Consider the following 21308-nt stretch of genomic DNA (forward strand, 5'->3'; position numbering starts at 1 on the left):
AGAGCAATGCAAAAACACAGCGCGATGGCCTACTTCTATTGTGCATAAGTAATTATGAATTTCACTTATGCACAAATTCTGTGGAAAATGCTATTTAGCTCTCTAAAATCATTGCCATACAATAGTCAAATAAACATTGTAATTTTTATCAATTCACCCTACTCCACCAGCACTGTAAAAAGTGATTATTTCTCTCAAAAATGCCCGATTTTAAATAACGCTTAACCTAGTTGTTAAGTTATTAATTTCTGGAATTATTCCGATGGATTCTCATACAAAATTACACCCGAAAGTAAAAAGCGCAATTACCAGTATCAAACAAAAAATTATCGAGGGGTGGTCTGTAGCAATCGGTTTATCTGGCAAAGACTCATTTGTAACAACACACTGTGCAATTGAAGCTTTAAAACAGGCTATTGATGAAGGCTATAAGGTGTCACCTATGTCGATTTACACTATCGATACTAGTATCGATAACTTTGAGATTATGGATTTCATGCTTGACGTTCACCAATCCATTGACGATTACGCCAACTCTCATCAGTTGCCAATTCAAACAGAAGTTCTTAAACCCCACCTAATGACAAGACCCATGGTTCAATACCTAGGTCGAGGGCTATTACTTAGAACAGCTCAAAACCAACACAACGGTAGGCAATGCACTTCTGTTTGGAAAATAAAAGTGCTTGAAGACCACTTACGTGGACTTGAAAATTATCTTGGTACATCAAAAGTATTGTCAATATCAGGTGTACGTGATTCAGAAAGTTCAATTAGGGCTATAAACATTAAAAAGCGTGGTGAGAGCATCGATGTCGTAACAAAAACAGATATAGGATATAAGCTAGCTCCCATCAAAGATTGGTCTCTCAGCGATGTCTGGTCTCTAATATCATTTATTGAAGACGGCGAAATTGAGTCTTTTGGTGAAGATGTTGTCACCGACTTAAGAAAACATTATGCAGCTGGCAATTCTGGTGTTTGTGATTTGCTTGCGGGTTCTTCAGCTGGGCAATCTAAACCTTGTAGCGCCCGTTTTGGCTGCACTCTCTGCGCAATAGTCCCCAAAGATAACAGCCTTATTAACCAGATTGAAACCAATGAAGAAAAATATGGATACATGAGAGGCGTAGCAGAGCTAAGAAATTTTATGCTCCACAGCTTAAATGACTTCAACTTATCCCGTAACTCTGTTGGTAAACAGATTGATAAGGATGGTAACGTAAAATTAAAGTACAACGATTACTCTATTGAGTTCCGTCAATCGCTATTACGTATGGTGCTCACACTGGATGCAATTGAACAAGAACGTACTGACAACCCTAAATTCCAGTTAGTCGACTATTCAACACTTATAGCCATACAGTGGAACTGGGCAATCGAAGGTGGGGAAGGTTCATTCGGATCAGCTATTAAGATTTGGCATGATGTGCACACAAATGGCGAACGCTACCCAATACCATGTATTGAAATGACGCCAGCAAAAAAGAACCTTACCGCTAGATATGTCAGCATCAGCAAATTACTTGAATCTGAAAACCCTAAAGGTTTAGAGATGACCAGCGAAGAGAAATCGAAGTACCAACCTCACGCGATCTACTCTGATGAAGGTGTTATTCATACAATGCCATATTTTACTTCTGATAAAACTCAAGTAGTTGAAGGAATGGGCTGGGAATACATTGAATGTATTTACACACATTACGAGAGTGAAGGGCTAACAAGAGATGATAGTATATGCCCTACAGCCATAATTAAAGACTTAATGCAGCGCGGCATAGTCACTGTTCAAAGCAGCAGTTTAAATAGACTAAATGAGAGAGTTAAACGCGCTCAAGCAATTAATGCTATTAAAGCCAGAGGGGGAGACATAGAAAGCTATTTGTTGCTTAATTCTTCGGATACCCCAATTAAACATGAAATAGAGGAATCATTTCAGGTTGAACTTTTCTAGTTTAAATACTCAATAATGGATATGTCCGTCTTCTTTAAGGTGGGCTAGCCTAGTCTTACAATAACGATTAAAAACTGTGCTAAAAAGGCCGTTAGTCACGGCCTTTTTGGATACCAAAAAACTCTCCCAATGTTTTCTCTTGCAGCTCTGGTAAGCGTTCCACTAACCAGCCTATATAATCTAGCCCTGGGTTCGCTCGATTAGCATTAAGTCTATTAATGAAGGCCTGAACTTCACTATCAGTGCCATCCATACCATACACCTTACGATAAAGCTCCTTCGCTTTGCCTATCTCTTTGATTTGTTGGCAAGCACGCTCAATAAAGTGCTTACCAAAATCCTCTTTTTTTCTCGGCATAGTTCTTTTATTCACTTTTCTAATCCACGCACTATAGGTGTTTTTACAAAATATATCAAAATTGATATTGCCATATATCAACTTTGATATATTATAGGTATATCAAAGTTGATATGTAAACAAGGTTGTAAAAATGCTTTCATCAAACATTGCTGAAATAGACAAACACGATGATCAGATTACTATTCCAACGTTGCGTCAAGGTCTACTGGCTACATCTGATAAAATCATTGCACTGGAGCCAGCTATGCCAGGTGTTTACTTCAATGCTCCAGATATCGAGTTGAATTATGATGTAGCTGTTGTGTGCATGTCGGGTGGTAAAGATAGTTTCGCGGCACTTAAGCGCCTTCTCGATATTGGATTCCCGAAATCGAAGATTGAAATGTGGCACCATCTTGTTGATGGTAATGAAGGTTCAACTCTAATGGATTGGGCCTTTATAGATGATTATTGCGTCAAATTTTCAGAAGCTGTTGGCATCCCTCTTTACTTTTCTTGGCTAAAGCATGGGTTTGAAGGAGAGATGCTTAAAAATGATAGTAAAAGTCACTCTCATATTATTCAAACGCCTGAAGGTCTTATTGAACTTACACGAAACAACGCAAAAACAGACACACGCCTAAAATTCCCTCAGCAAGCGGCATCACTTCAAACAAGGTGGTGTAGCTCGGCACTAAAAATAGATGTTGGCCGTAGGGGGATAACAAGCCAAGATCGTTTCATTGGTAAACGTGTGCTATTTGTCACTGGTGAGCGCCGAGAAGAATCAGGTAATAGAGCTAGATACAATCAACTTGAACCTCATGCTGGTGACACTTTAAGAAAATCAAAATCACCACGCAAACCTCGTCATATAGATGCATGGCGGCCCGTCCTGCACTATAGCGAAGAACAAGTGTGGCAATCACTTGCTGATTGGCGCTTAGTAGCTCCAGTGCCTTACCGATTGGGTTGGAGCAGAAGCTCCTGCCAAACTTGTATTTTTAATGGTGATCGTATCTGGGCAACCATTGGCCAATACTTCCCTGAGAAGCTTAAAGCTATTGCTGACTATGAACGTCAATTTGCTACAGCTATCAGTCGCAAAGGGCTCACCGTATCCGAGAGAGCGGCTATTGCTAACCCCCTGATAATTGATGATCAGGTTGCTTTAATGCAGGCTTCCCATAGAGAGTACACATTACCTATTTTTCTTCGTGAAGGAGAGGCTTGGAAATTGCCTGCTGGTGCATTTGGTATAGAAAGTTCAGGTGCCAGCTAATATCGCGTACCTGCATAGAAAATTCTGTTTTGATTCAAATTAATTATAACACCAAAGCCATCATTCTCCGTGTTATAGTCTTTTGAATATATAGAGGGCTTTCCTCGGGTACCAGTTAATTGAGAGTTACCCATCATAGAACTTATTGGAGATTTGAATGGACGTTCTAGTTATTATCTTAATTAATCTCATTGGGGCTGGATTAGTTACCAGAATAGAAAAAACTCGCGGTAAAGTTGATGAAGACAAGAAAAGTTTATTCATGGGGCAATGGCCCTATAACCTTATTTTGCTCTTCGGCACATTAGGGGTATTAACTACAAGTGCAGTGAGTATTTTTGTGTGCGTGGTAAGTGCGACTGTAATCTTTTATTTTTTAGCGATAGTAAAAGCATACAGAGTGACAAAGTAGGCCAACCAATACAATTATTGGCTGGTGGATATTTGAGAGGTGACGCTTATGAAAAACCCTTTGAAACTGCGGTTTAACGTGGAAGAAAATACTATACTCCGTTTTTGTACCGCTATTATATTTATTTTGCTACTTCTAGGTGTGTGGCAATTTAATCATCACTGGAATAAAAAGCACACCCTTAAGATAATTGATGTAGGTGCAGCTATCGACGCCGACTATACCATCAGTCGATTTGATGGTGATACAACCAAGGTTTCAGCAACTGGCGGGACATTTCTTGTTGCTGGAGTATTTCAAGTTATCAAGGGAAACAAACTTATTCTTGAACTAAGTAGTAGCGGTCGTCAAAAGCTATGCGATACCGTTCAAAACATTTGTTTTAATGGGTATCCGGAATTTCTGGTTGATAAAATGCCAAAGATGTAAAGAAGAAAATCTTTCTCAGCGGATTATCTGATTGATCCTCTTCAGCCTACTCTACTGCCAATTTTCTGTTTCCACCTTCGCCTGAGTCTTCATAGCGATGCTGACTAGGGAGGACAGCGAGAGCTGGGCAAGCGTCAAAGCGGTTCTGGTTCATGCGCAATCCGGACACCTGCACAACATTCCTCTTGTAAGAAACCGATCAAATTCTCTAGGTGCCCATACTCGGATATACAGACAATCGTGCGGCTATGTTTCTCCTGCCGGATCAGCCCTACCTTGGCCATGCGCGCAAGGTGATGTGATAGCGTCGAAGCAGGAATACCCAGCCCCTTCTGGATATCTCCGACCGAAGCCCCATCATGGCCAGCTTTGACCAGAAAGCGGAACACGGACAGTCGGTGACTATTCCCTAGCTCAGCTAAGCTGGCTGCAACCTTTTCGTGATCCATAGCACGCCCCAATAATTCGATGTTTCTAGAATTATAGTTGACAGGTCGGATAAACGCAAGTAGGCTGCGTACATCATTTCGACAATACTAGAAATATAGGAGTAATATTGAATGTCATCTCAACTCCAAGACGCTCTAGGCATGTTCGCCTTTCTCGCTATCGAGCTATCGGTTTTATTCATTGGCATTAGCTTGCTGGTCGGAGTTCTTCAACGTCACATCCCACCATCCAAGGTGGAAGCGTTACTGACTTCCAGTGGGAAGCGAGGCTATTTTCTTGCTGCTGGTTTAGGAGCTATAACGCCCTTCTGTAGTTGCTCGACTATCCCCATGTTGAAAGGGTTGATTCGGGCACGGGCCGGTTTTGGGCCGATGATGGTGTTTCTTTTCTCATCTCCGTTGCTGAATCCTATCGTCGTCGGCCTGCTGGTTGCCACGTTTGGATGGACACTTACTGCTATCTATGTGCTCGCCGCTTTGGTGGTCGCGGTAGGTGCCGGATGGCTGCTTCACACGCTTGGCTTCGAGCGTTATGTGCGCCGGACGGCGACACAAGAGAGCAGTGGATGTAGTTCATCAGCAAGCCCGTGCAGTGCTACATCGACCGCATCGAGTTGCGGCACCAACAGCTGCGACACCACTCCGAAGACGGCTTCTTGCGGGGCTGATAGGAAGACAACAGTCTCTACGTCTAGCGAATGCTGTGACAGTCAACCCACTGTCACGGTTAAGAAAGAAGGGAAGTACAGTGGTGTGTGGCGGGAAGCTTGGTCGGACTTTATCGATGTGTTGCCTTACCTGCTCATCGGTATTGCGATTGGCAGCGTGATCTATGGTTTCATGCCCACTGACTTATTGGAGCAGTATGCAGGCCCAGATAATCCCTTTGCCATTCCAGTTGCCGCTGTCATCGGCGTGCCGTTGTATATTCGCGCTGAAGCCGTCATACCTCTGGCAGCGGCTCTGATGGCCAAAGGCGTGGGTGCCGGGACGGTGCTAGCGTTGATCATCGGCAGTGCCGGAGCCAGCCTGACTGAGCTCATTCTGTTGCGCTCTTTGTTCACGCTGAAGCTTTTAGCGGCGTTTTTAGCAGTCATTTTTGCTATGGCGATGATTGCCGGTTACGCCACCTACCTGTTTTTCTGATCAAGGCGGGAGATGATTAATTCGTTAAGCCTTCCTGGGTACCAGTTGGTGGATTCTGATGAGCAGAATGAAGACATACATTTTCGGCTTGAAGCACCTACACCAGTAGCCTGCGAGGGGTGCGGCGTGCAGGGTGAGTTCGTGCGGTTCGGCAAGCGTGACGTTCCCTATCGTGATCTGCCCATCCACGGCAAGCGGGTCACTCTCTGGGTGGTCCGCCGCCGATACACCTGCCGGGCCTGCAAGACAACATTCAGGCCCCAGCTACCGGAGATGGTGGACGGATTCCGTATGACACTGCGGCTGCATGAGTACGTGGAGAAGGAATCCTTCAACCACCCCTACACCTTTGTGGCGGCACAGACCGGCCTGGACGAGAAGACGGTGCGCGACATCTTCAACGCCCGCGCCGAGTTCCTGGGGCGCTGGCACCGCTTCGAGACGCCCCGCATCCTGGGCATTGACGAGCTATACCTGAACAAGCGCTACCGCTGCATTCTGACCAACATTGAGGAGCGAACCCTGCTCGACCTGCTGGCCACCCGCCGCCAGGACGTGGTGACCAACTACCTGATGAAGCTGAAAGACCGGCAGAAGGTCGAGATCGTCAGCATGGACATGTGGAACCCCTACCGGGCAGCGGTCAAGGCTGTGCTGCCCCAGGCCCGTATCGTGGTCGATAAGTTCCATGTGGTGCGCATGGCCAACGATGCCCTAGAGAGAGTGCGCAAGGGCCTCAGAAAGGAGCTGAAACCGTCCCAGAGCCGGACTCTCAAGGGAGACCGGAAAATCCTGCTGAAACGCGCTCACGAAGTCTCAGACCGGGAGCGCCTCATCATGGAGACCTGGACAGGCGCGTTCCCGCAACTGCTGGCCGCCTACGAGCACAAGGAGCGCTTCTACGGCATCTGGGACGCCACCACACGGCTCCAGGCAGAAGCCGCCCTGGACGAGTGGATAGCCACCATCCCGAAGGGCCAAAAGGAAGTCTGGAGCGATCTGGTCAGGGCAGTGGGAAACTGGCGCGAAGAGACCATGACCTACTTCGAGACGGACATGCCCGTCACCAACGCTTACACGGAGTCCATCAACCGACTGGCCAAGGACAAGAACCGTGAAGGGCGCGGTTACTCCTTCGAGGTGATGCGGGCACGAATGCTCTACACCACGAAGCACAAGAAGAAGGCACCGACTGCGAAGGTCTCTCCTTTCTACAAGAAAACCATCGGTTACGGACTGCCGGACTTCGCAGAGGAACTCAACTACGGAGTCGATCTATCAACCATCTGATAATGGTATCAGGTTGGTGGGGTAAAGGTGCCCCATCAACCATTAAATCCGTATACCCCTTTGTTAAAGGTCCAAACAATCTCGCCTGTTTTGCCTGGGTCCACATGGGTCATGTAAGGTTCGTCGTGCTCCATACCGGGAAATTTCAGCATCAACTCCGCATGCTTTGCATTCTCAGCTTGTGTACCAATTACAAACTCATGCAACAACTTGCCGGTGTTCTTGACCCGGAAGCGAATGGTCTCGCCCTGCTTGACTTCCAGCTTGCCAGGCTGGAATCGCATGTCGTCACCCATGCTGACGTCGACAGTTCGGATCACATTCGCAGCATCACCCGCAACGCCCCAATCAGTTTGTTCTTTCACCACTGGTGCGTTACTGCCTTTCTTGTCGCCATGGGCAAGAGCAATATTATTCACTCCCCCTATTAACGCAGCACAGGCCAATACAAGTCCTGAAAATTTAAACATTTACATTCCTTTACTTAACAGCCAATCAATGACCTGAATGACCCGTGGGTTTGCGCACCTGCAATTCAATGTGAGGCTGGTTTTTCTGCGCCAACTTCATGCTCGGCTGCCCTGCGTTGCCGCTGCGTTTGGGTTTGGCCAGTTCACCGGTGAACTCATATGCAACCGTACCTTCAGGGTGCTTGTACCAACCCGGGTCTGAATAATCGCCCGGCTTTTGGTCCTTGCGTACTTTCAGCATGCTGAACATGCCACCCATTTCCACAGATCCAAAAGGCCCCTCACCGGTCATCATCGGAATGGTGTTGTCGGGCAGCGGCATTTGCATTTCCGCCATGTCGGCCATGCCACGTTCACCCATCGCCATGTAATCCGGAATCAGGTTGGTGATTTTTTTGGTCATGCCGCGGTGGTCCACGCCGATCATGGTGGGCACATCGTGGCCCATGGCATTCATGGTGTGATGGCTTTTGTGGCAATGAAATGCCCAATCGCCTTCTTCATTGGCAATGAACTCCATTTGCCGCATCTGTCCCACGGCAATGTCCACAGTCACTTCAGGCCAGCGTGAGTTCTTCGGTGTTGGGCCGCCGTCGGTGCCTGTTACCTCAAATTCATGGCCGTGAATGTGAATGGGGTGATTGGTCATGGTCAGGTTACCCACACGAATTCGCACCCGGTCATTTTTGCGGGCCACCAAAGGCGAAATACCCGGGAACAGGCGACTGTTCCACGTCCACAAATTGAAATCCAGCATGGTCATGATTTTCGGTGTGTAAGCACCAGGATCAATGTCATAAGCATTCAGCAGGAAGCAGTAATCGCGGTCCACTTCGCTGATTAGCGGGTTCTTGTTTTTGGGGTGTGTAACCCAAAAGCCCATCATGCCCATGGCCATCTGCACCATTTCATCCGCATGGGGGTGGTACATGAAGGTGCCGGGCCTTCGGGCCTCAAATTCATACACAAAGGTTTTGCCAGCAGGAATACCGGGCTGGTTCAAACCGGTTACGCCATCCATGCCGTTGGGCAAGCGCTGGCCGTGCCAGTGAATACTGGTGTGCTCAGGCAATTTGTTGGTCACAAAAATCCGCACCCGGTCGCCTTCTACCACTTCAATGGTGGGGCCAGGGCTTTGCCCGTTGTAGCCCCACAAATGCGCTGTCATGCCCGGTGCCATTTCCCGCAACACAGGTTCGGCCACCAGGTGAAATTCCTTCACGCCATTGTTCATGCGCCAGGGCAATGTCCAGCCGTTCAAGGTCACCACCGGGTTGTAGGGTCGCCCGGTGTTGGGCACCAGGGGGGGCATTGTGTCGGGCGATGTTTGCAATACAGGTTCGGGCAAGGCGCTCATGGCGACTTTGCTGACGCTGGCCGCTGCCACTGCGCCACCGGTCAAGGCGGCTGCTTTAAAAAACTCTCGTCTGGAAGTCATGTTGAAGATCCTTTCATTTAGTGGCCACCGCCAGCGTCGCCGCCAGCACTGGCTGCTGCGCCACTGACCGACACCATCATGGGCTTGCCCACCACAGTGGCCTGCAAAGCGGCGTCAGCCCGCCAGAAATCGGCTTGGGCGTTGATGGCTTGAACCACCACATTCACTTGGTCGCGGCTGTCGGCCAACAGTTCGAAAACCCCGATGAACATGCCGTTGTAACGCAGCAAATTTTCATCGGCGATGGTTTGCCGCAGCGGAATGATTTCATCGCGATAATGGCGCGCAATGTCATAGGTGGTGCGGTAGGCGGAATAACTTTCCCGCAGGGTGGATTGTGCGCTACGCAACGTTGCTTCAAGCCGGTTGGCAGCAGCCAGTGTGTTGGCATTGAATGTGTCGCGCTTCATGCCACCCCAATCAAAAATCGGCAAGGCCAATTCAAGCTCATACCCTTTTTTGTTGTTGCGCTCGCCAGTGTCGTTCTCAAAAATTGTGTCGTAACGAATGCCCGCTTCAATGTCCAGAAAACTGGCCACATTGCCCAAGCCTTGTGCCTTTGCACTGCTGTCAAAGCCCTGCTTGGCCATTCGGACATCCAATCGATCTTCAGCGCGCTTGGCCACTTCTGAAGGTGCTTTGGGCGCTTCAGGCAAATCGGGCAGGCGCTCAGGCAGCTTCAGTTGTGCAGCTTGCTCGGTGTTCAAGCCCAACATGCGCACCAGTGCTTCGCGGGTGGCCGTGGCCTTGTGCCTTGTGGCAGCTAAATTAAGCGCTGCATCGGCATAAAAGCTTTGCTGGCGTGCACGCTGCAGGCGTGTGAAGTTGCCCACTTCCTGCATGCGGCGGGCCAGTTCAGCACTGGTTTGCGCGCTTTCAAACACTTGCTGGGCATAGGTGTGCGCCTGCTGGGCTGCCACTGCCTCCACCCAGGCTTGGCGTACCTGCGTCACTTGATCAACCACACTACTGGTTAATTGCAACTGCGCGCGGTCAATCTGTGTGCGGGCAATGCCTTGTCGCGCAGGCAGGCTGAGCAAATCGAGTAAACCGAAACTCAGCAAACGCCCCAGCTCCAGTTCATCCTTGATGCGCACGCGTTCAAATGTAAACACCGGGTTGTGAATGCGACCACTTTGTGCGGCTTGCGCAGCTTGAGCCCAGTTCTCGGCCAACACGGCTTGAAACTGTGGGCTGTGGGTCAGCATCAGCTCTACAGCGGCGGGTTGGCTTAGCGGCTCTTTCAGTATTTCGCCGGCCTTGGAGGCCATGGCCTGCCTTTGTTCATCAGTTTGAACAAGACTCAGCTTGCCGTTGGTGAAACCAGTCAATTCCTGATTGGTTTGGTTCACTGATTCATTGATGTTCACCGATGCACAACCCGCGAGCACCAGCACTGCCAGCGCAACGACGGTTTTTTTCAGCAAATGGGGGGTGTTCATTGCTCACCCCCATGATTGTGCGTCCTGGGTTTGACAGTCTCCTTGGCGCTTGTCGGTTGCTCCTTGGCTTTGTTTTCATAGGGCTCTCGCGCATACACGCGCCAGCCGCCAATTTCTTCAACCAGTTCATTGGCTTTGGGCCAGTTTTGTATCTCAGAATCGGAATACGCTTGGTAGCCTTCGAATGCCGACTGATATTCAAGAACTTGCACAGCTGGTTCAGCATGCGCTGGCAAAGCCAACGCCGACAACAGCAGTACGAATGGGTAATGGGAAGTCATACATCCTCGCAATTGTTCAATACACAGGGCATGCACGGGCTTTACCCACGCAGTGCCCACGAATCAAATTGCGAGTGTTTTCGGTGGCCGATCTATTCGACGCGTGTCGGCAGAATGGGGAATCTGGGGGGCAGACAGCGGGTGCAATGTGTCGTGCTGGATCGCGCCGAAACTGGCTTGTGCCACGGGCAGCAGCACTACCGCACAGGTGGGTGCGCAGTTGCAGCAACCGTGCAACGATTTCATCAATTTTTTGGAGTCATCAGAATTTGCATGATCATGCGAGTCCATCTCATGCATGCTGTGATCCATGCTGCGATGATCCATGTTGCTATGGTCCATGATCTGGACTGAACCAGGTCCATCACCATTCAAGTGGCATGCAAACATGCTCGCCTGCGCCATGCCTTGGACAGGCAACGCAAGCAACATTATCCACATGAGAAAGGTTCGTACCACTTTTGTCATAGACCGCAACATAGCATTAGTCCTCAGACTCGGCAAGTTGGGGAAAGTTGCAATGCCTGTCCATGATAATCACACCAACGCACCCTGCAGCCCGAGCTGTTCCACCAACAATGCACGCACTACCTTGGCTTGTAGATCAGCAGGTTCGTTCAGCCCCATCCTGTCCAAAAAGGGTTGGGCCGATGCAGGTGGCTTTGCGGCGAACATTGCTTTCAACAACAGCTTCCATTTGGGTGTTTTGTTGGCTATGGCCTTGACGGCTTTCAAGGCTTTGGCCAATTCCCATTCCACATCCGTGAAATCGCAACCCAGCGGGAAAGCTGGCAATACACCCTCTCTGGTCAAGGAATCGAGTCGCTTGGCGAGATTTTTCGGGGTGTTGTGCATGAAACTCTCTGGTATCTCGTAAGTCTCCTCGATTTTTCCCGCCAGCTTGGCTTGCTTCAACAGGTCCGCCTGAAACCGGGAGTCGGCGATATTGATCAATTCCCTGGCCACGTCAGCATCTGACTTGCCTCTCAGGTCGGCGACTCCATATTCAGTCACAACAATGTCCCGCAGGTGGCGCGGAATCGTGCAGTGCCCATAGCTGAACACAATGTTGCTGGTGGCTTTACCGCCCTGTTCATTTTCCCGGACTGCGCGAATCATCAAAATACTTCGCCCCGTGGGCAGCTTGTGTGCCATCGACACAAAGTTGTATTGACCGCCAACGCCTGAGATGACGCGGCCATCGTCCAGTCCATCAGACACCACCGCGCCACTCAGTGTGGCCATGATGCCGGTGTTCACAAATCTCGCATGCGCTCGCTGTGCGCTGTACAGGGCATGGTTCAGATCCAGTTGATTCACATGCTCCACACCCAGCATGTGAATTGAATTACGCTGCAGTTCAGGCATGTTCTTCAGCGCCTCATACATGGCATTGGGCCCGAGGAAAAACCCGGCATGAAGCACGGTGCCGTTGACCAAGACCTTGCCCAGGCCACTGGCCACCAATGCTACACGGGTGGCCTTGTCCGCAAGATTGGCCAATACGCGCTGCCCGTTTGGCAATACCAGGTGTACACCCTGCAGCAACACACCTTCCTTGAACAGGCCGTGTCGCTTGAACACATCAAAATCGTGCGGTGTAATTTCACGCACACCCAACTCAGCCAGATCATCCAGTACAGATTCATGCACTTGTTCCGGTCTGCATTTGCCTTGGTTAATCAGGCGCTGCAAGGCCCAATGGTCATACACTTGCCGGTTCAACACACCGGCACGCATCAAATGCAGAAAGCCATCCACAAACATTTCAGTGGCACCATATAAACCCGCCTCAAACGGCTGGTCGCCACCAATTTTGGTCATCAGGTTTACAGTAGACTCAGGACGGTGCAGGGCCTGCAGTACCTTGGTGTAGTTTGTATTGTCGGTCTGGCGAAGTATCAATGCATGCACCACAGCATCACCCAAAGCGCCAATTCCCACTTGCAAAGTACCGCCGTCTTTCACCAAGGCGCTTGCATAAAAACCCAAGGCATAGTCCGCAACATCAACCGGTAATTTTGGCGTAGAGAATAGGGTTGTGAAGTACGCAGGATTGTCGACTACAAAATCAAATTCCTCGCGGGCCACTTGGGCGCTGTGCCCCATGAAAGGCAGCCGCTGATTCACCACGCCAACCACCAGATGCGGTCGATCGCTTTCACGCAGCATGCGAACCAGCTCGATTGAGGTGTCAGGATTACAGCTCAGTGAATAGTGGGTGGCCGTGCCCTCATCTGGCCTGCACACGGCTTGCATCGCCAGGTTGCAGCCCATGTCAAAGATATCGCGTGCAGCCGTGGTGTAGTTGGTGCTGACATAGTTCTGCTGCGCAGCCAAGTTACCCATGCGGCTTCCCGGTTTGAAAAAAAACTCTTGCACCTTCACATTCGGAGGCAGTTTGCCTTGTGTGGCGTCAACGGCGTATCGCAGGTCAGGGCAGTCGCCCCATACCCGTTCAACAAAAGGCTTCAGAAACGCAGCTTCCAGCGCAGAACCTGCAACAGGTTTCTCCAGAGACAGCGCAGTCAGTATCGTCAACTGAATTGAAGGGTCTTCCTGCGCGCGCACATACAGGGCATTGATCAGTTCTGGCGGTTTGCCCAACCCCAAGGGCAAACCCACCCTGATCTGATTACCCAGACGCTGAAGAATAAGCTCCACACACTGTTCAACAGTGTTCAGGATTTCAGGTGCGGTCCTTGATTTTGATTGCATCAGAAAGGCGAGCCAGATGGTTGAACTAATGCATTCAGCTTACCACTTAACTCATGGAGGAATTTCGATACACCAGGAGACAATATGTGCACCACCACAGCCACCACAGCCGCACACGGGGACCATTCAAGCCAGCATTCGCCATCGTCCACGGGTGCGTCCATGACACAACCGCCAATCAATGCCAGTCAAGCCGAGTGGCTGGCTTACGCCGCTTCAGTTGGAGAACAATACGGCATTCCGGGCGAGGTCATTACCTCACTGATCAAAAGCAAAGGTACTCCGAATTTTGGCGGGAGTATTTCCAGCAGCGATGGATCGGGTGAGCAGTTGTATGGCCCCATGCTGGTTCACGGCGGACTGCTTGAGGGCGGGGTGTTTGCAGGCCCTGGTGGACATGGCCTTTACAACGACGATGGGCGCCCCTTGAGCGCGGTTGATTTGAAAAACAATCCGGCTGCAGGCATACGCGCTGGAGTTCAACACCTGAAACAACTTGTAGACATGTACGACGGTGATCTACAAATGGCCATCAATCACTATGAAACCGGCAACCCTGACAACAGTGATCACCTACACGGCGAATTGGCTGAACAATGCACTGATGACTCACACAGCCATGGTCATGGTACGACATCATCGCCTCAACCTTCGCCTGCACCTGTCACTGCACCTGCCACCTCAGCACGCCGCACTAGCACGCCAGCCAGCGAAGAAGGCCATGCCAGTCACAGCGCAGGCTCCCCGCTTCCCTACACTGGCAGTTCAACAGGCCCACTGACTGGCGACATCGACCCGGGGGAAGGCAGCAGCCACCCCAACGATCATGTCGGCGACGCGAGTCATGGCCATGGTTTTCTATTGAATGCCGACGCGCACAATGCAGCCATGGCAACCATGTTCGGGCGACCGGCTGGGGAAACGATTGATTACCTTGTCAAAACACTCGATTCAATTGGCGGCTACAACAAAGGCCAGAATGAAGAGCAAAAACTGAAAGGAGCCTACCTGATTGCGAATTTGGTGATGAAACACAATATGGCACCGCCAAGGCTGTTTGCCAACGAGACCGAGGCGGGCGTTTTTTACGGCCAGGCCAAATTAATGGCCATGGACAATGACGCAGACGGCCTACGTGATTTGATCGAATCCAGAGGGGGCAGTACGTTTGGGCTCGGTGATGCAGAACTGATCAATGTCTGGGGCACCAATGAGCACAACAATCTTCACGCCATCATGTTCGGCAACCGGGAACTGGCAAACGCCGTGCACATGACCTCACTGAACGACAATGATGGCCATGAGAAAGACGGAATGAATCCCGGCCTTTCCGGTGGCTACAACAACAAGGGCGAATACCCGCAGTGGGGTTGGTTCGAAGGATTACAACAAATATCGACCTGGTTCCCGCAGCTCAAGCCCGCCCAACAAGCGCAAGCTGCCTGAAATCAGGCAGCCACTTTCATGTTGGCAGCAATCGCCCCTGCGGCCATGGCTGCGGGTGATTGATCGAGATAAGCCTGTGCCAGTTCAGTAGAACCCTCCTTGGCCGGGTCGTACCACGGGCTAAAGTAGGGCAACTGTTGCAAGACCAGCCACAACGGATTGGGCAGCAGTTCCTTGCGCGAAGCCTTGAACCATTCAACCCACATCCAGGGCTTGTACACCGCAGGTTTTTTCTTGGCGAAGCGAGGGTCCTGTCCGGCAATATTGGCGGCACCGTCCACCCACAAACCGATGATCATTGGCACCACAATCGCAGCCAGGTAATAGCGCGACAAATAATCGCCACCCAGGTGCTTGTACAAGTCAAAGGCAACACTGCGGTGCTCTACTTCCTCAGCGCCATGCCAGCGGATCAGATCCAGCATCACCTGGTCTGCGTTGATCTCATCCCACTTTTTATTTTCAAGCGCATACATGCCCAGCACACAGGTCATGTGCTCAATGGTTGCTACCAGTCCAAGGCGTGCCAGTAACCAGCGACGTTCAAGAAGCGCAGGCACTTTCTTGCCAAACGGTTTGTCGTCGAGCACCACATCAAACAGCCATTTCATCAGTTTCTGGTTGCGCTCGGTTTTAATGCCACGCGCTGCCAAATACTCTTCAGTGGCTGAACTGTGACCACGTGCATGCATGGCCTCCTGTTTGATAAAACCCCGCACGTCTTCTTTCAGTTTCTCATCAGTCACGAACGGCAAGGCTTTGTTGTACAAGCGACAGAACCAGAACTCACCCGCTGGCAATATCAGGTTGATTTCGTTGATAAAGTAACTGGAGAAGGGCTCATTGGGCAGCCAGTCAATCGGCGTTTCCGACCAATCAAATTTCACGTTTCGCTGCTTCAGCACAGTGTCGGTGCTGGATGCAGGGCGGGCAGGCTTTTTGCGGGCAGTGGTGGTCGCGGTCATGATCGGTCTCCGGCATTTTGTCGAGAATGACATTCTTCGATGTCATGGTTTGATCATAACCGGGAAGTTGCAGCGCCGATAGTGGAATTGCTCTACCGCAGTGCGGCAAATCATGCGGTTAAATTTCCGCATGATTTGCAGAAAGTAAATGCCAATCAGCCGGTCGAATCCTTGATGGTGGTTGATTTGCCATTGGTTTTTACCGAATCAATGCCGTTGTCGCATGCAGCCTCGCTGGCGTACATCTGACTGGAACCGATCACCTGATGATTGGCGGCTTTCAAGTTGAAGTGGTGCTTGCCATTGGCGGCCACTTTTTTCTCGTAGCGTGCTGCCTCTCCACAATTCTTTTGAACCGATTCAATGCCGTTTTCAGCGGCTGCCTTGGTTTTGTAAAGCTCACTGGTCAAAATGGTTTCGTGATTTCCCGCCTTCAGTACAAACCGAAACTGCCCATCGCTGCTTTTGCTCAATTCGAAATAACCTGCCATCTCCAACTCCTTTGCATGAATTATTGGTGAATGCTGTGGGATAACCCGTTTTGGTTATATCACAGGTCGACTAAAGTTCAATGCATGAAGCAAAAGCGGCAACCAGTTACCCGGTTGCCTCTGCTCAGAAAGTTCAAAGGCAAGAAATTACTCTTTAAATGCCACTTGATCCGCGTTAAAACCACCGCCCAACGCGCGAATCATGGCAAGGCTGGCGCCTTGCTGGCTCTGCCATGCTGCAGCCCAGCTAAGTTGGGCATTCAACAAGTTGCGCTGTGCATCCAGCAGCTCAAGTTGATTGGCCACGCCATTGTCCACCCGCAATTGCGCCAGGCGAACCACCTGGGTCAAGGTCTGAACTTGCTCTTGACGGGCCTGTAAACGCTCACGCGCCTCACGCTGCGCTACGATGGCATCGTAAATTTCCTGGAAGGCCGTACGAATACTGGCTTCGTATTGCAACACGGCCTGATTGCGGCGTGCCACAGCGGCGTCTCGTTCATCAAACAAACGACCTGCCTGAAAAATTGGCTGTGTAATTTGGGTCTGAAAACTCCAGATTCGGGCTGGGCCACTGAACAGGTCGCTTAAATCGGCGCTCTCTCGTCCACCAAAAGCACTCAAACCAATGGTCGGAAAAAACGCCTTGCGTGCGGCTTCCAGATTGGCCTCGCCAGCAAGTAACTGTTGTTCAGCTGCGGCCAGATCCGGGCGGCGCAGTAACAGTTCGGAAGGTGTGTCTTCCGGCAGGATGAACAACTTGGTCAACTGCAGGTTGTCAACTTCAAGAGGTGGTAGTTGCGGTGAATTACCCCCCACAATTACCGCCAGTGCATTCTGCGCACGGGACAGTTGTTCGCGCGTGTCAGGCAACTGTGCACGCACTGCCAACAATTCCGCTTCGGTTTGGCGCAACTGGAGTTCGTTGCTCAAGCCAACATCGGCGCGCTGCTTGGCCAGCTTGTAAGCTGCGTCACGACTTTCCAGGGTTTGTTCCAGCACTTTCACCTGCAAGCCCAACACGCGAACCTGGGTGTACAACGAAGCCGCCGTGGCCGCTACGCTCAGGCGCACTCCACGCACGTTATAGCCCTGCTGCATGAAGCCGGCGCGGGCAGCATCTTCCAGTGCACCAATTCGACCCCACAAGTCAAGCTCCCAAGTCGCGCCAATGCCCAGCTGCTGGTTTTCATACACATTTTGCCCACCAAACACCGGCACGTTGCCAGCCTGTGACGGGCGATTGCGACCGGTGGTGAACTGACCAAAGATTGAAGGCCACTGCTGCGACTTGGCAATGCCAAGCACCGCACCTGCTTCATTCAATCGCTCATTGGCCAAACGAACATCGGTGTTGTTCTGCAACGCCTGCTCAACCACCTGGTTCAGCGCCGGATCGCCGAGCAACAGCCACCACGCCTCATTTTGAACCTGCTTCATGCCCACGCCTTTTGCGTTTTCAGGCACTTCAACTTGCATGGCTTGCTCTGGCTTGCCATTGAACCTGTCCAGCAAAGGGATGCTGGATGCGCAACCGGTCAGGGCCAGAGTCAAACCCAAGGCGATTGCGGTTTTCGGCAGGGCTTTAAACATGCTCGCCCCCTTTGTTTGTTGATTGTTGATTGGATGAATCATTTGCTTCCTCTTCATCACCATGGTGTCGTCCACCTTTTTCACTGCGATCGATCAAGCGGTAAAACAGGGGCACAAAGAAAATGGCCAGCAATGTGGCGGCGGTCATGCCACCCATTACACCGGTACCTACAGCGGCGCGTGCACCTGCACCAGCACCACTGGAGAACGCCAACGGAACAACGCCCAGAATAAACGCAAACGAGGTCATCAAAATGGGACGGAACCGCAAACGGGCCGCTTCCAGAGAAGCGTCAAGGGCGCTCATACCTTCTTCACGCTTCAGCACCGCGAATTCCACGATCAAAATCGCATTCTTCGCAGCCAGACCTAGTAACGTCACCAGACCAATCTGGAAATACACGTCATTGGTCATGTCGCGCATCCACACCGCAAGCAGCGCGCCGAACAAGCCAAACGGCATGGCCAGCAGCACCGAAAACGGAAGGGTCCACTTTTCATACTGGGCAGCCAGAATCAGGAACACCATCAGCGCACCCAAGACCAGCGCAAAGCTGGAAGAACCTTCAGAACGCTTTTCCTGAAACGAGGCACCAGAAAAGTCGTAGCTGAAATCATCCGGCAACACCTCGGCTGCAATGTCCTCAATGGCCTGAATGGCTTCGCCTGAACTGATGCCTGGTGCACCACTGCCCAACAGCTTTACAGCAGGTAGATTGTTAAAACGCTCCAAAGTTTCCGGCCCTTGTGAAAACTCCACTTTGGCAAAGGCCGAAATCGGGATCATTTCGCCAGTGTTCGAGCGCACATACATGTTGCCAATGTCAGTCGGGCTTTTGCGATATTGCGCATCCGCCGACATCAACACCTGCCAGGTACGACCGAATTTGTTGAAGTCGTTCACATAGTAGGTACCCATGCTGGCCGCAAGGGTGTCGAACACTTCATTCACGTTCACGCCCATTGCGCGGGCACGTTCGCGGTCCACATCCACATATAGCTGAGGCGTGCCGGGGCGCCACAATGTTTGTACTCCAGCCAGGCGCGGGTCTGCATTGGCTTTGGCCATGAAGGCGTTCATCACCTTGGCCAGCTCGGCTGGGCCGCCTTCGCCACGGTTTTGAATATAGAACTCAAAGCCACCGGCATTGCCCAAACCGAAGATGGGTGGTGGTGCAAAAGCCAGCACCAACCCTTCCTGAATGCCCGCAGTCCGGCCAAACAACTCGCCCACCAAATCAGTGGTCACAGCCTCGCGGTCGTCCCAATGGCGCTGGGTTACGAACATGGTGGCCGCGTTGTTTTTGAAACTGCCGCCCAGGACGTCAAAGCCTGTAAACGCCAAGGAATACTCGTTGGCGGGGTTGGCGGCCACTGCATCCACCACCTCGGCAACCACTTTGTCGGTGCGCTGAAGTGTTGCGCCATCGGGCAAAAATACGGCCGCAATAAAATAGCCCTGGTCTTCATCAGGAACCAATGAACCCGGTGTGGCCTTGAACAAACCAGCAGTGACCACCAGCATCACCAGAAACAAACCAATACCAATGGCTGGACGCATGCTGATGAATTTCACGCCACCCACGTACTTGGTCGTTACCCGCGCAAACCAGTTATTGAATGCGGTGAAAAACTTGCCTGGTTTTTTGTGCTCGTGCTTGAGCAGCAGCACACAAAGGGCCGGGGTCAATGTCAACGCGACAATGCCGGATACGATCACAGCAATGGCGATGGTGATGGCGAACTGACGATACAGTTCACCGGTCAAGCCGCCCAGGAAACCGATTGGAATGAACACCGCTGAAAGTACCAGCACGATTGCAATCACCGGGCCGGTTACTTCCTGCATGGCTTTGATCGCCGCCTTGCGCGCGCCCAAGCCCTCTTCATGCATGATCCGTTCTACGTTTTCCAACACCACAATGGCGTCGTCCACCACAATACCGATGGCCAGCACCATGCCGAACAATGTCAACGTGTTGATGGAATAACCCAGCAAATAAAGCCCTGCAAATGCGCCCAGCAATGAAACAGGCACGGCCACAATCGGAATCAAGGTGGCGCGCCAGTTCTGCAAGAATACATACACCACGATGAACACAAGTATCATCGCCTCGACCAGCGTTTTCACCACTTCACGAATGGACACCTCCGCGAATCGCGTGGTGTCATAAGGCACTGCGTAATCAAGACCTTCCGGAAAGTCCGCAGCAATTTCATCCACCGTGTTTTTTACATTCTGAGCCACGTCGAGCGCGTTGGCACCCGGCTGCAGGAATACTTCTACCAGCGTGGCTGGCTTGCCATTGATACGACCTGTGAAGTCGTAGTCCTTCGAGCCCAACTCGACACGGGCCACGTCTTTCAGTCGAAGTGAGGAGCCGTCCGGATTCACGCGAATCAGGATATTCTCAAACTCCTCAGGTTCACTCAGACGACCTTGGGCAGTCACGGTGTAAACCAGTTCCTGGCCATTGTTGTTGGGTGCTTGCCCCACCTTGCCCGCCGCGAACTGTGCGTTTTGCTCATTCAACGCGGCAGCAATGTCACCCGCAGTCAGTTTTAACTGGGCCATGCGATCGGGCTTGATCCAGATGCGCATGGCATAATCTTTCGCACCGACAATATGCACGTTGGTGGTGCCGGGAATCCGCTTGATGCGGTCGAGCACGTTCAAGGTCACATAATTCGAGGTGTAGAAGTCGTCAAACCGACCGTCTTCAGAATAGAACGCCAACACCTGAAGGAACGACGAAGAACCCTTGTTCACAGTCACACCCTGCCTGCGTACTTCCTGCGGCAAAATGTTTTCAACCTGTTTCACACGGTTATTCACGTTCAGCGCGGCCTGGTCCGGGTCAGTGCCAATTTCGAACGTCACCATGATTTCAACCACGCCACTGCTGGCCGAAGTTGAACTCATGTACATCATGTCTTCCACCCCGTTGATCGCATTCTCAATGGGTGCAGCCACAGTGCTGGCAATCACCTCAGCGGAAGCACCGGGGTATACGGCACGAACCTGAACCACCGGCGGCGCAATTTCAGGGTACTGCGCAATCGGCAAACCACGCATGGCGGCCAAGCCGGCCAGCATGATGAAAATCGACAACACGGCCGCAAACACAGGCCTGTCGATAAAAAATTTCGAAAACATGTTTT

General features: G+C 51.1%; 19 protein-coding genes. 8 read left to right on the top strand and 11 right to left on the bottom strand.

Translation table 11 applies throughout. The annotated features are described in order from the left end of the window. The first annotated feature begins 262 nt into the window (after positions 1-262). On the top strand, positions 263-1954 hold the full coding sequence (locus tag D0907_RS20090) for a phosphoadenosine phosphosulfate reductase domain-containing protein (RefSeq protein WP_118845387.1): 1692 nt from the start codon (positions 263-265) through the stop codon (positions 1952-1954). A 91-nt stretch (positions 1955-2045) separates the two neighbouring features. Here the strand turns inward: D0907_RS20090 and D0907_RS20095 are convergent, their stop codons facing one another. Beyond that, positions 2046-2312 (bottom strand): hypothetical protein, encoded by a 267-nt coding sequence (locus D0907_RS20095; RefSeq protein WP_118845390.1) that lies wholly within the window; start codon positions 2310-2312, stop codon positions 2046-2048. A gap of 133 nt (positions 2313-2445) precedes the next feature. Between D0907_RS20095 and D0907_RS20100 the strand changes: the two genes are divergently transcribed. From D0907_RS20100 to D0907_RS20110, 3 genes are all read left to right on the top strand, one after another. Next, on the top strand, positions 2446-3576 hold the full coding sequence (locus D0907_RS20100) for an adenine nucleotide alpha hydrolase family protein (protein WP_118845392.1): 1131 nt from the start codon (positions 2446-2448) through the stop codon (positions 3574-3576). A 157-nt stretch (positions 3577-3733) separates the two neighbouring features. Beyond that, entirely contained in the window at positions 3734-3988 is a 255-nt protein-coding gene (locus D0907_RS20105) for a hypothetical protein (protein WP_118845395.1), read from the top strand. 48 nt (positions 3989-4036) lie between these two features. After that, positions 4037-4417 (top strand): hypothetical protein, encoded by a 381-nt coding sequence (locus tag D0907_RS20110; RefSeq protein ID WP_118845397.1) that lies wholly within the window; start codon positions 4037-4039, stop codon positions 4415-4417. Between the two features lie 134 nt (positions 4418-4551). Here D0907_RS20110 and D0907_RS20115 read toward each other — a convergent pair whose 3' ends face one another. Continuing rightward, positions 4552-4866 (bottom strand): ArsR/SmtB family transcription factor, encoded by a 315-nt coding sequence (locus D0907_RS20115; RefSeq protein WP_008294929.1) that lies wholly within the window; start codon positions 4864-4866, stop codon positions 4552-4554. 111 nt (positions 4867-4977) lie between these two features. Here D0907_RS20115 and D0907_RS20120 point away from each other — a divergent pair, with 111 nt between their 5' ends. Beyond that, a complete protein-coding gene (locus tag D0907_RS20120; RefSeq protein ID WP_000098298.1) occupies positions 4978-6012 on the top strand; it encodes a permease in 1035 nt (344 codons plus the stop codon). 12 nt (positions 6013-6024) lie between these two features. After that, positions 6025-7302 (top strand): ISL3 family transposase, encoded by a 1278-nt coding sequence (locus tag D0907_RS20125; protein WP_000610830.1) that lies wholly within the window; start codon positions 6025-6027, stop codon positions 7300-7302. A 35-nt stretch (positions 7303-7337) separates the two neighbouring features. Here the strand turns inward: D0907_RS20125 and D0907_RS20135 are convergent, their stop codons facing one another. Genes D0907_RS20135 through D0907_RS20145 form a run of 3 tightly spaced genes read right to left on the bottom strand, consistent with a single transcriptional unit; the run spans position 7338 to position 10652 of the window. After that, entirely contained in the window at positions 7338-7772 is a 435-nt protein-coding gene (locus D0907_RS20135) for a cupredoxin domain-containing protein (RefSeq protein WP_203985616.1), read from the bottom strand. Positions 7773-7797: 25 nt separating this feature from the next. Continuing rightward, on the bottom strand, positions 7798-9210 hold the full coding sequence (locus tag D0907_RS20140) for a multicopper oxidase family protein (RefSeq protein WP_118845399.1): 1413 nt from the start codon (positions 9208-9210) through the stop codon (positions 7798-7800). A 17-nt stretch (positions 9211-9227) separates the two neighbouring features. Then, positions 9228-10652 carry a TolC family protein gene (locus tag D0907_RS20145; RefSeq protein ID WP_118845402.1) on the bottom strand — a complete coding sequence of 475 codons (1425 nt, stop codon included), beginning with the start codon at positions 10650-10652 and terminating at the stop codon, positions 9228-9230. A gap of 184 nt (positions 10653-10836) precedes the next feature. Here D0907_RS20145 and D0907_RS21090 point away from each other — a divergent pair, with 184 nt between their 5' ends. After that, positions 10837-11277 carry a hypothetical protein gene (locus D0907_RS21090; RefSeq protein WP_162898080.1) on the top strand — a complete coding sequence of 147 codons (441 nt, stop codon included), beginning with the start codon at positions 10837-10839 and terminating at the stop codon, positions 11275-11277. Between the two features lie 193 nt (positions 11278-11470). Here D0907_RS21090 and D0907_RS20160 read toward each other — a convergent pair whose 3' ends face one another. Both D0907_RS20160 and D0907_RS21095 read right to left on the bottom strand, forming a co-directional pair. Further along, the gene (locus D0907_RS20160) at positions 11471-13651 is read right to left on the bottom strand and encodes an acetyl-CoA hydrolase/transferase C-terminal domain-containing protein (RefSeq protein ID WP_118845408.1); all 2181 of its coding nucleotides are present in this window, start codon (positions 13649-13651) and stop codon (positions 11471-11473) included. After that, positions 13651-13815, bottom strand: coding sequence for a hypothetical protein (locus tag D0907_RS21095; protein WP_162898081.1), 165 nt, complete (start codon positions 13813-13815; stop codon positions 13651-13653). The genes D0907_RS20160 and D0907_RS21095 overlap by 1 nt, the downstream gene beginning before the upstream one ends. Here D0907_RS21095 and D0907_RS20165 point away from each other — a divergent pair. After that, positions 13814-15097 carry a hypothetical protein gene (locus D0907_RS20165; RefSeq protein WP_118845410.1) on the top strand — a complete coding sequence of 428 codons (1284 nt, stop codon included), beginning with the start codon at positions 13814-13816 and terminating at the stop codon, positions 15095-15097. The two genes, D0907_RS21095 and D0907_RS20165, sit on opposite strands and share 2 nt — an antisense overlap. A 2-nt stretch (positions 15098-15099) precedes the next feature. On the opposite strand, the gene D0907_RS20170 is transcribed toward D0907_RS20165, so the two are convergent. The 4 genes from D0907_RS20170 to D0907_RS20185 all read right to left on the bottom strand — a co-directional run bounded on the left by D0907_RS20170 (position 15100) and on the right by D0907_RS20185 (position 21303). Further along, positions 15100-16062: a metal-dependent hydrolase gene (locus D0907_RS20170; protein WP_226432466.1), complete on the bottom strand. Its 963-nt coding sequence runs from the start codon at positions 16060-16062 to the stop codon at positions 15100-15102. 155 nt (positions 16063-16217) lie between these two features. Continuing rightward, entirely contained in the window at positions 16218-16553 is a 336-nt protein-coding gene (locus D0907_RS20175) for a YegP family protein (RefSeq protein WP_118845412.1), read from the bottom strand. Positions 16554-16700: 147 nt separating this feature from the next. After that, positions 16701-18188: an efflux transporter outer membrane subunit gene (locus tag D0907_RS20180; RefSeq protein WP_162898082.1), complete on the bottom strand. Its 1488-nt coding sequence runs from the start codon at positions 18186-18188 to the stop codon at positions 16701-16703. After that, a complete protein-coding gene (locus D0907_RS20185) occupies positions 18139-21303 on the bottom strand; it encodes an efflux RND transporter permease subunit (RefSeq protein WP_118845416.1) in 3165 nt (1054 codons plus the stop codon). Before D0907_RS20185 ends, D0907_RS20180 begins: the two co-directional genes overlap by 50 nt. Positions 21304-21308 lie beyond the last annotated feature (5 nt).

It is taken from the genome of Pseudoalteromonas lipolytica, from assembly GCF_003515105.1.
Lineage (GTDB): Bacteria > Pseudomonadota > Gammaproteobacteria > Enterobacterales > Alteromonadaceae > Pseudoalteromonas > Pseudoalteromonas lipolytica.

Bases quoted from the DNA above. Each gene is read 5' to 3' on its own strand.
- D0907_RS20090 (WP_118845387.1), top strand. From the start codon at position 263: ATGGATTCTCATACAAAATTACACCCGAAAGTAAAAAGCGCAATTACC.
- D0907_RS20095 (WP_118845390.1), bottom strand. From the start codon at position 2,312: ATGCCGAGAAAAAAAGAGGATTTTGGTAAGCACTTTATTGAGCGTGCT.
- D0907_RS20100 (WP_118845392.1), top strand. From the start codon at position 2,446: ATGCTTTCATCAAACATTGCTGAAATAGACAAACACGATGATCAGATT.
- D0907_RS20105 (WP_118845395.1), top strand. From the start codon at position 3,734: ATGGACGTTCTAGTTATTATCTTAATTAATCTCATTGGGGCTGGATTA.
- D0907_RS20110 (WP_118845397.1), top strand. From the start codon at position 4,037: ATGAAAAACCCTTTGAAACTGCGGTTTAACGTGGAAGAAAATACTATA.
- D0907_RS20115 (WP_008294929.1), bottom strand. From the start codon at position 4,866: ATGGATCACGAAAAGGTTGCAGCCAGCTTAGCTGAGCTAGGGAATAGT.
- D0907_RS20120 (WP_000098298.1), top strand. From the start codon at position 4,978: ATGTCATCTCAACTCCAAGACGCTCTAGGCATGTTCGCCTTTCTCGCT.
- D0907_RS20125 (WP_000610830.1), top strand. From the start codon at position 6,025: ATGATTAATTCGTTAAGCCTTCCTGGGTACCAGTTGGTGGATTCTGAT.
- D0907_RS20135 (WP_203985616.1), bottom strand. From the start codon at position 7,772: ATGTTTAAATTTTCAGGACTTGTATTGGCCTGTGCTGCGTTAATAGGG.
- D0907_RS20140 (WP_118845399.1), bottom strand. From the start codon at position 9,210: ATGACTTCCAGACGAGAGTTTTTTAAAGCAGCCGCCTTGACCGGTGGC.
- D0907_RS20145 (WP_118845402.1), bottom strand. From the start codon at position 10,652: ATGAACACCCCCCATTTGCTGAAAAAAACCGTCGTTGCGCTGGCAGTG.
- D0907_RS21090 (WP_162898080.1), top strand. From the start codon at position 10,837: ATGCCGACTGATATTCAAGAACTTGCACAGCTGGTTCAGCATGCGCTG.
- D0907_RS20160 (WP_118845408.1), bottom strand. From the start codon at position 13,651: ATGCAATCAAAATCAAGGACCGCACCTGAAATCCTGAACACTGTTGAA.
- D0907_RS20165 (WP_118845410.1), top strand. From the start codon at position 13,814: ATGACACAACCGCCAATCAATGCCAGTCAAGCCGAGTGGCTGGCTTAC.
- D0907_RS21095 (WP_162898081.1), bottom strand. From the start codon at position 13,815: ATGGACGCACCCGTGGACGATGGCGAATGCTGGCTTGAATGGTCCCCG.
- D0907_RS20170 (WP_226432466.1), bottom strand. From the start codon at position 16,062: ATGACCGCGACCACCACTGCCCGCAAAAAGCCTGCCCGCCCTGCATCC.
- D0907_RS20175 (WP_118845412.1), bottom strand. From the start codon at position 16,553: ATGGCAGGTTATTTCGAATTGAGCAAAAGCAGCGATGGGCAGTTTCGG.
- D0907_RS20180 (WP_162898082.1), bottom strand. From the start codon at position 18,188: ATGATTCATCCAATCAACAATCAACAAACAAAGGGGGCGAGCATGTTT.
- D0907_RS20185 (WP_118845416.1), bottom strand. From the start codon at position 21,303: ATGTTTTCGAAATTTTTTATCGACAGGCCTGTGTTTGCGGCCGTGTTG.